Here is a 3,634-nt window from a genome sequence, read left to right as displayed (position 1 = left end):
GATTTTGAGTTAAAAAATGATGAAAAAAAAGAAGAAGGTATAGATTTTAATAAAGTGCTTGCAAAATTTTTGAAAAAATAAAGAGGAACAATGACAAGAACATGAGAAAAATATTAAAAACAACATCTATAATGATAGTATTATTATTTATAAGCATGCTCAATAAAGCAGCTTATGGAGGAACAATCAATATGGATATTAATGGGAATTCTGCTCAAACAGTAGAAATACTGGTTATGCTTACAGTAATTTCATTACTTCCGTCCATATTAATAATGATGACATCTTTTACAAGAATAATAATAGTATTGTCATTTTTAAAAAACGCCCTGGGCTTGCAGCAGACACCTCCAAATCAAGTATTAGTTGGAATAGCATTATTTTTGACATTGTTTATTATGTCTCCTGTTATTGATGAAATAAATGTTGAAGCATATGAGCCATACAAAAATGAAGAAATATCACAAGATGAATTTTTTAAAAAGGCTTCACAGCCAATAAAAGTGTTTATGCTTAAGCAAACTGGAAACAGTGAATTAAAAATGTTTAAGGATATGTCAAATGATGAAGAAATAACTAATACAGAAAATATTGAAGATTTACCTTTGACTATTGTTATGCCGGCTTTTATAACAAGCGAGTTAAAAAGAGCATTCACTATTGGATTTTTATTATATATTCCGTTCTTAATTATAGATATGATAGTGTCGAGTGTCCTTATGTCAATGGGTATGATGATGTTGCCACCGGTTATGATTTCAATGCCGTTTAAAATATTGTTGTTTGTTGTTGTTGACGGATGGTCACTTCTGTTTAAAACGCTGATTACAACATTTAATTTTTAAATAGGAGGATTTATGAGCGCATCCCTTGTTATGGAAGTTATGCAATCAGCTGCAGCGGTTGCAATTAAAATAGCAGCTCCAATATTACTGCTTAGTATGATAATAGGTTTAGCAATAGCAGTATTTCAGGCAGCAACGCAAATACATGAACAAACACTTACGTTCGTCCCTAAATTATTCATTACTGCAATTATATTAATAGTTTTTGGAGCATGGATGATGGAAGTTATGTCTGATTTTACCTACTATATATTTGATTTAATGCTTACAGTTTATTGATGAGGTAATGAAATGACATTTTCGGGAGATTTTACTTATTTTTTATTGGTTTTAGCCAGAATGAGCGGATGTGTTTTTTTTAATCAAATATTCGGAAGAGGAAATTTACCGTCAATATTTAAAGTATCACTTAGCCTGGTTTTTGCTATAACAGTCTATGGTATTTTACCTCCTGAATCAGACTTGATAATAAACACTGTAATTGAATATGTTTTTATAATAATAAAAGAATTGTTCATTGGATATTTAATTGGGTATATTGTAAGTTTATTTTTCAGTACGGTTGTAATAAGTGGTGAAATAATGGATATGCAAATGGGAATGTCCATGTCAAAAATATATGATCCAAGCAGCAACGTATCAGCTGGTATTTCAGGAAGTTTTTTAAACATTTTCACCATATTTTTGTTTTTTAGCGCAAGAGGACATTTGTCTCTTATACAAATTTTCATAACATCTTGTAAATTAATAAGTATTGGTAAGTTTACTATTTCGCAGGACTTATTTATGAACATGGTTGAAATGTTTTCGCAAATTTTAACGCTTTCATTAAAACTTGCAATGCCCATACTGGCAGTAGAGATAATATTAGAAGCAGGAATAGGAATTTTGATGAAAGCAATACCTCAAATACAAGTTTTTTCAGTGAATGTACAGCTTAAAATTATGGTTGGGTTATTATTAATAATGATATTAGTACCTACATTTTCAGCATTCATAGAAAATATGATGACTCTGATGTTTGAACAAATAGAAAATAGTTTAAGTGTATTAATAACGTAAGTAAATGATAAATAAAGGATAAAATATGGCAGGCGATGAAAAAACCGAAAAAGCCTCCCCCAAAAAAAAGCGGGATGAAAGAAAAAAGGGTAATGTATTCCAGAGCAAGGACGTTATAACGGTTGGGGTAATTGCAATATCATTTATAATATTGCAATTTTGGAGACCATACATCTATAAATTCACAAAAGAAGTATTTTTCAAATATATTTCACTTATGAAAACAACAAATGGCCTTAACGATAATTTTTTTGTTCAAGTTATGAAAGATATAACATATACGGTTTTTGCTTCAACAGGTATATTGATGGCTGCTGTAATAATTTCAACTGTTATAATTTCAGGATCACAAACAAAATTTTTAATTTCAAAGGAAAATATAAAGTTCAAATTTTCAAAATTAAATCCACTATCTGGCATTAAGGAGATGTTCTCAATTAGGGCAATGGTGGAAGTTATCAAGAATATAATTAAAATAGCAATTTTAGGATATGTAATATATTCTTCAATTATAGATAATTTGTATCAAGTTCCAAAATTGGTTTCAATGGATTTATTCTCAGGAATAGAATTTATAGCATCATCAATAATGGCAATAGTAAAAAGTGTGGTAATCGCATTTTTAGGAATTTCAGCTTTTGACTTTTTATACCAGTGGTGGGAATACGAAAAAAACATAAAGATGTCCAAGCAGGAAGTTAAAGAAGAGTTCAAGCAAATGGAAGGTGATCCTAAGGTAAAGGGTAAAATTAAAGAAAAGCAAAGAGCCATATCCATGAGCAGAATGATGCAGCAAGTACCGAAAGCTGATGTAATAATAAGAAATCCTACGCACTTTGCGATAGCTATAAGATATAACATTGAAAAAGATAATGCTCCAATTGTTTTAGCTAAAGGTCAGGATGACATAGCTATGAAAATAATTGAAAAAGCAAAAGAAAGCAATATAAGTATAGTTGAAAATATTCCCTTAGCCAGGGCTTTATATAAAAACACTGAATTAAATCGAGAAATACCATTAGAATACTATGAACCTGTAGCCGAAGTATTGGCATGGGTTTACAGGATGAAAGAAAAGGAACAAAGTAAAGTATGAAAAGCATATTAAATAATTCTATTTCGTTATTCATAATAGCAATAATACTCATGATAATAATACCATTGCCGGAATTTATGCTGGATTTAATGTTTATTATCAATATAGCTTTATCAATAATTATTTTGCTTACAACTATGTATATAAAAGAAGCTCTGGAATTTTCAGTATTCCCGTCACTGCTTCTAATAACAACATTGTTCAGATTGTCTTTAAATGTATCTTCAACACGTCTTATTTTAACAAATAGTGGAGATGCAGGTGCAGTAATAGCTACTTTTGGTAATTTCGTATTAAGAGGCAATGCAGTAGTAGGATTTATTATATTTTTAATAATTGTTTTAGTGCAATTCATTGTTATTACAAAAGGTGCAGAAAGAATAGCAGAAGTTACTGCAAGATTTACATTGGATGCCATGCCTGGAAAACAAATGGCAATAGATGCAGATTTAAGCTCGGGAATTATCACGGAACATGAAGCTAAAAGAAGACGAAACAATATACAAAGAGAAGCTGACTTTTATGGAGCTATGGATGGAGCAACAAAATTTGTAAAAGGTGACTCCATCATGTCTATTATAATAACTTTCATCAACTTTATCGGTGGTGTAATTATAGGCATGGTTCAAGG

General features: G+C 30.2%; 5 protein-coding genes. All 5 read left to right on the top strand.

Annotation, left to right across the window (positions count from 1 at the left end):
• The first annotated feature begins 101 nt into the window (after positions 1–101).
• Positions 102–845 carry a flagellar type III secretion system pore protein FliP gene (gene fliP, locus SA378_RS01555; protein WP_318524237.1) on the top strand — a complete coding sequence of 248 codons (744 nt, stop codon included), beginning with the start codon at positions 102–104 and terminating at the stop codon, positions 843–845.
• A 12-nt stretch (positions 846–857) separates the two neighbouring features.
• Positions 858–1,124: a flagellar biosynthesis protein FliQ gene (fliQ, locus tag SA378_RS01550; RefSeq protein WP_318524236.1), complete on the top strand. Its 267-nt coding sequence runs from the start codon at positions 858–860 to the stop codon at positions 1,122–1,124.
• A 12-nt stretch (positions 1,125–1,136) separates the two neighbouring features.
• The gene (gene fliR / locus SA378_RS01545) at positions 1,137–1,907 is read left to right on the top strand and encodes a flagellar biosynthetic protein FliR (protein ID WP_318524235.1); all 771 of its coding nucleotides are present in this window, start codon (positions 1,137–1,139) and stop codon (positions 1,905–1,907) included.
• A gap of 25 nt (positions 1,908–1,932) precedes the next feature.
• Positions 1,933–3,003 (top strand): flagellar biosynthesis protein FlhB, encoded by a 1,071-nt coding sequence (gene flhB / locus SA378_RS01540; protein WP_318524234.1) that lies wholly within the window; start codon positions 1,933–1,935, stop codon positions 3,001–3,003.
• Positions 3,000–3,634 (top strand): FHIPEP family type III secretion protein (locus tag SA378_RS01535; RefSeq protein ID WP_318524233.1); only part of this gene is annotated, 635 nt, incomplete at its 3' end. The genes flhB and SA378_RS01535, both read left to right, overlap by 4 nt.

Source organism: Sedimentibacter sp. (assembly GCF_033447055.1).
In the GTDB taxonomy this organism is placed as follows: Bacteria; Bacillota; Clostridia; order Tissierellales; family Sedimentibacteraceae; genus Sedimentibacter.
Note: the sequence above shows the minus strand (reverse complement) of the source record. Positions and strands in the feature narration are given on the sequence as shown.